We start from the raw sequence: 4,804 nt of genomic DNA, 5'->3' as shown, positions 1-4,804 counted from the left end.
AATTAGGGCAGCCTTTTCGCCTGCCGGGATTCACATTTTTCTGCATATCTGACACTTTGGTTCCCACTACTTATTTGGTGGACACCACTTTGTCTAATTTGTCAGATTCTGACCAGACGGTTCAGGCTGTACGCTTACAACCGTTCTGACAGCTTCGGCTTTGAACTCTTTAGAGTAACGTTGGTTTTTTCTGCTCATTATTAGCTCCTTCTGATGCCATTCTATTTCAGGAAGGAGTGTCCGTTAAACTCAGGCTACCTCAGGGTTGTAGGCGCGTGGGTATGGAACCGAAATAAAGAAACGGTGGAAACCTGCCACGCAAAAGCAGTGGTACTGGCAACCGGCGGTGCGTCGAAGGTGTATCAGTACACCACCAATCCGGATATTTCTTCTGGCGATGGCATTGCTATGGCGTGGCGCGCGGGCTGTCGGGTTGCCAATCTCGAATTTAATCAGTTCCACCCTACCGCACTGTATCACCCACAGGCACGCAATTTCCTGTTAACGGAAGCACTGCGCGGCGAAGGCGCTTATCTCAAGCGCCCGGATGGCACGCGTTTTATGCCCGATTTTGATGAGCGCGGCGAACTGGCCCCGCGCGATATTGTCGCCCGCGCCATTGACCATGAAATGAAACGCCTCGGCGCAAATTGTATGTTCCTCGACATCAGCCATAAGCCCGCCGATTTTATTCGCCAGCATTTCCCGATGATTTATGAAAAATTGCTCGGGCTGGGGATTGATCTCACACAAGAACCGGTACCGATTGTGCCTGCTGCACACTATACCTGCGGTGGTGTAATGGTTGATGATCATGGGCGTACGGACGTCGAGGGCTTGTATGCCATTGGCGAGGTGAGTTATACCGGCTTACACGGCGCTAACCGCATGGCCTCGAATTCATTGCTGGAGTGTCTGGTCTATGGCTGGTCGGCGGCAGAAGATATCACCAGACGTATGCCTGATGCCCACGGCGTCAGTACGTTACCACCGTGGGATGAAAGCCGCGTTGAGAACCCTGACGAACGGGTAGTAATTCAGCATAACTGGCACGAGCTACGGCTGTTTATGTGGGATTACGTCGGCATTGTGCGCACAACAAAACGTCTTGAGCGCGCCCTGCGGCGTATCAATATGTTGCAACAGGAAATAGACGAATATTACGCCCACTTCCGCGTGTCGAATAATTTGCTGGAGCTGCGTAATCTGGTGCAGGTTGCGGAATTGATTGTTCGCTGTGCCATGATGCGCAAGGAGAGTCGTGGCCTGCATTTCACACTGGATTATCCGGAACTGCTCACCCATTCCGGTCCGTCGATCCTTTCCCCCGGCAATCATTACATAAACAGATAAAAAGCCTGGGTCAGCGCCGTATACGCTTCGGAATAGTTCTGGTCTGGCCCACGAATGACTAAGCGATCGCTAAAGCATTCTCCCGCCTGCGGGGAGAATGCCAGCAGCACCCGATGCGGCAGTCGCGCTTCGTTTTCCGCCACATCCGTCCGCAAACGTAAATGCCAGCCCATGCTTAATGCCAGCTCCGTAAAACCATTACCAATCTGCTCTGGCAGCACTACGCAGAAAAATCCCTCTTCGGTAATGCACTCCGCCGCACAGGTCAGCAGCGATGGGTGATCAAGCGTAGTGGTATAGCGAGCCTGTTCCCGTTGAGGGATCGCGCACTCTACTCCCTGCTGATAGTAAGGGGGGTTACTGATGATTAAATCGAAGCGTACTGTCTGCTGTGTGAGCCACTGCTGAATATCCGCCGTATGGACGTTAATCCGCTCTGCCCACGGGGACTGGTTGATATTTTCCTGCGCCTGCGCGGCAGCTTCACTTTCCAGCTCAACGGCATCAATTATCACGCTGTCACTGGTTCGCTGCGCCAGCATCAGTGCCAGCAACCCGCTACCCGCGCCGATATCAAGGCAACGTTTCACCCCAGCCACCGGTGCCCATGCGCCCAGCAAAATGCCATCCGTTCCCACTTTCATCGCACAGCGATCGTGAGCAACAAAAAACTGTTTAAAAGTAAATCCATTACGACGAAGCACGGATGTAGACTGTGACATGAAAATAAAACCTTGCAGGAAAAACGGCGATAGCACCGGGTGAGAACAATACCCGAGAAGCGATATCCATACAAACAGATGAAGATTGCAGCCGTAACGTCTATAATCAGCGCCCCACACAGAGGTAGAACATGACTGTAACGACTTTTTCCGAACTTGAACTCGACGAAAGCCTGCTGGAAGCCCTCCAGGATAAAGGTTTCACTCGCCCGACCGCCATTCAGGCTGCCGCTATTCCGCCTGCGCTCGATGGCCGTGATGTACTCGGTTCTGCGCCGACAGGCACCGGTAAAACGGCGGCGTATCTGCTGCCAGCGTTGCAGCACCTGCTCGATTTCCCGCGTAAGAAATCCGGTCCGCCGCGTATTTTGATCCTCACCCCAACTCGCGAGCTGGCGATGCAGGTGGCCGATCATGCCCGCGAACTGGCGAAACATACGCATCTGGATATCGCCACCATTACCGGCGGCGTAGCCTATATGAACCACGCGGAAGTGTTCAGCGAAAATCAGGACATCGTGGTCGCCACGACCGGACGTCTGCTGCAATACATAAAAGAAGAGAACTTCGATTGCCGCGCGGTTGAAACGCTGATCCTCGACGAAGCAGACCGTATGCTGGATATGGGCTTCGCTCAGGATATCGAACATATTGCTGGCGAAACGCGCTGGCGTAAACAGACCCTGCTCTTTTCGGCAACGCTGGAAGGCGATGCGATTCAGGACTTTGCCGAGCGTCTGCTGGAAGATCCGGTGGAGGTTTCTGCCAATCCGTCCACCCGTGAGCGCAAAAAAATTCATCAGTGGTATTACCGCGCCGATGACCTGGAACATAAAACCGCATTGCTGGTGCATCTGTTAAAACAGCCGGAAGCGACCCGCTCAATTGTGTTTGTGCGTAAGCGTGAACGTGTGCATGAGCTGGCAAACTGGCTGCGCGAAGCGGGCATCAACAACTGCTATCTCGAAGGTGAGATGGTACAGGGCAAGCGTAATGAAGCGATTAAACGCCTGACCGAAGGCCGCGTAAACGTACTGGTAGCAACCGATGTTGCCGCGCGCGGTATCGACATTCCAGACGTCAGCCACGTCTTTAACTTCGATATGCCGCGCAGTGGTGATACTTATTTGCACCGTATCGGACGTACCGCGCGCGCCGGTCGTAAAGGCACCGCGATTTCGCTGGTGGAAGCCCATGACCATCTGCTGCTTGGCAAAGTTGGCCGTTATATTGAAGAGCCGATAAAAGCTCGCGTCATTGAGGAACTACGCCCGAAAACGCGTACGCCAAGCGAGAAGCAGACCGGCAAGCCATCGAAGAAAGTACTGGCAAAACGCGCCGAGAAGAAAAAAGCTAAAGAGAAAGAGAAGCCGCGGGTGAAAAAACGCCATCGCGACACCAAAAATATTGGTAAGCGCCGTAAACCGAGCGGAACGGGCGTGCCACCGCAAACGACAGAAGAGTAATCTTAATTCCGGGTTTAAGCCCGGAATTAAAAGTGCTGGCAAACGCAAAACTGCCTGATGCGCTACGCTTATCAGGCCTACATGGCTCATGCAATATATTGAATTTGCACGATCTTGTAGGCCGGATAAGGCGTTCACGCCGCATCCGGCATGAACAAAACGCACTTCGTCGACAAGTTGGGTGCCGGGTTTAAGCCCGGCATTATTTTTATCCCGGCAAAAAACACTCTTCAATACACTGAATAAAAGTGTGCATCGCCGGGCTAACCGCTTTTCCAGCATGGTGTGCGCACATGGCCGTAATGGTCTGCGACTGTTCGCCAAAAGGCAATTCAATTAATTCTCCGCTCTCAAGCTCTTTTTCCACCGCAAAGCGGGGCAAGTAACTGACACCGATATTCGCCGCGACACAACGTTTGATACTTTCAATGCTTAACAGCTCAATGGTGTTTTCCACCGTGATCCGCCGCTGACGCAGCGTGCTCTCAAATATCTGCCGGAAGACACATTGCGGTTCGTTGATAATAAAGCTACAGGCGTTATGTCTTCCCGGCTCAGTAAAATCGACATCTGCAATTTGCGGTGAAGCCACCAGCACCAGCGATTGTTCACCCAACTCTCGTCGGTTCAGGGCATCATCATTCCCTACGCGATAAAAGACGCCGACATCGGCCTCATCATTCAGTAGCGCATCACGGATCACGTAACAGTTCAGCGACTGCAACGATAAACGCACTTTTGGTGCGCGTTGCCGAAAACGCTGCAACACCTGCGGCATTCGGTAAGAGAGCAACGTTTCGCCCGAAACAACGCGTAGTTCCCCGTCCGGATCTGACTCCTTTTTGGCAGCCTCACGAAGCGTATCCATCACTCGGGTAAGTTCATAAATGTGCGGCAGCAACTTTTTTCCTTCGCGGGTAAGGCACATCCGTCGGCCAATTTTCTCAAATAACTGGACTGAAAACTCCTGCTCAAGCTGCTGAATATGAAAAGTCACCGTCGATTGTGTACAGCACAATTTTTGCGAAGCTCGCAAAAAGGAACCCTCTTCCACCACGGTTTTAAGCGTAATAAAACGGCGCAGATCCATAACCCCAAACCTATCGAAAATATCGAATCTAGAATATAAAAACATTCATTTTTTAAATGTTCTGTGTCGGGTACTGGATTTGCCCCTATATTTCCAGACATCTGTTATCACTTAACCCATTACAAGCCCGCTGCCGCAGATATTCCCGTGGCGAGCGATAACCCAGCGCACTA

At 52.1% G+C, this 4,804-nt stretch carries 3 protein-coding genes and 1 pseudogene; 2 read left to right on the top strand and 2 right to left on the bottom strand.

Annotation, left to right across the window (positions count from 1 at the left end; genetic code table 11):
• Positions 1-252: 252 nt before the first annotated feature.
• Positions 253-1,353: pseudogene (gene nadB / locus BGK49_RS09640) on the top strand (L-aspartate oxidase); the annotation flags it as partial.
• Here the strand turns inward: nadB and trmN are convergent.
• Positions 1,338-2,075, bottom strand: a complete 738-nt coding sequence (gene trmN / locus BGK49_RS09635) for a tRNA(1)(Val) (adenine(37)-N(6))-methyltransferase TrmN (protein ID WP_005007860.1) — start codon at positions 2,073-2,075, stop codon at positions 1,338-1,340. The pseudogene nadB and the gene trmN overlap by 16 nt on opposite strands.
• 131 nt (positions 2,076-2,206) lie before the next feature.
• Between trmN and srmB the strand changes: the two genes are divergently transcribed.
• The gene (gene srmB / locus BGK49_RS09630; protein WP_000219197.1) at positions 2,207-3,541 is read left to right on the top strand and encodes an ATP-dependent RNA helicase SrmB; all 1,335 of its coding nucleotides are present in this window, start codon (positions 2,207-2,209) and stop codon (positions 3,539-3,541) included.
• Between the two features lie 208 nt (positions 3,542-3,749).
• Here srmB and BGK49_RS09620 read toward each other — a convergent pair whose 3' ends face one another.
• A complete protein-coding gene (locus BGK49_RS09620; RefSeq protein ID WP_005027037.1) occupies positions 3,750-4,631 on the bottom strand; it encodes a LysR family transcriptional regulator in 882 nt (293 codons plus the stop codon).
• Positions 4,632-4,804 lie beyond the last annotated feature (173 nt).

Source organism: Shigella sp. FC1544 (assembly GCF_001722145.1).
Taxonomy (GTDB): Bacteria; Pseudomonadota; Gammaproteobacteria; order Enterobacterales; family Enterobacteriaceae; genus Escherichia; species Escherichia coli.
Note: the sequence above shows the minus strand (reverse complement) of the source record. Positions and strands in the feature narration are given on the sequence as shown.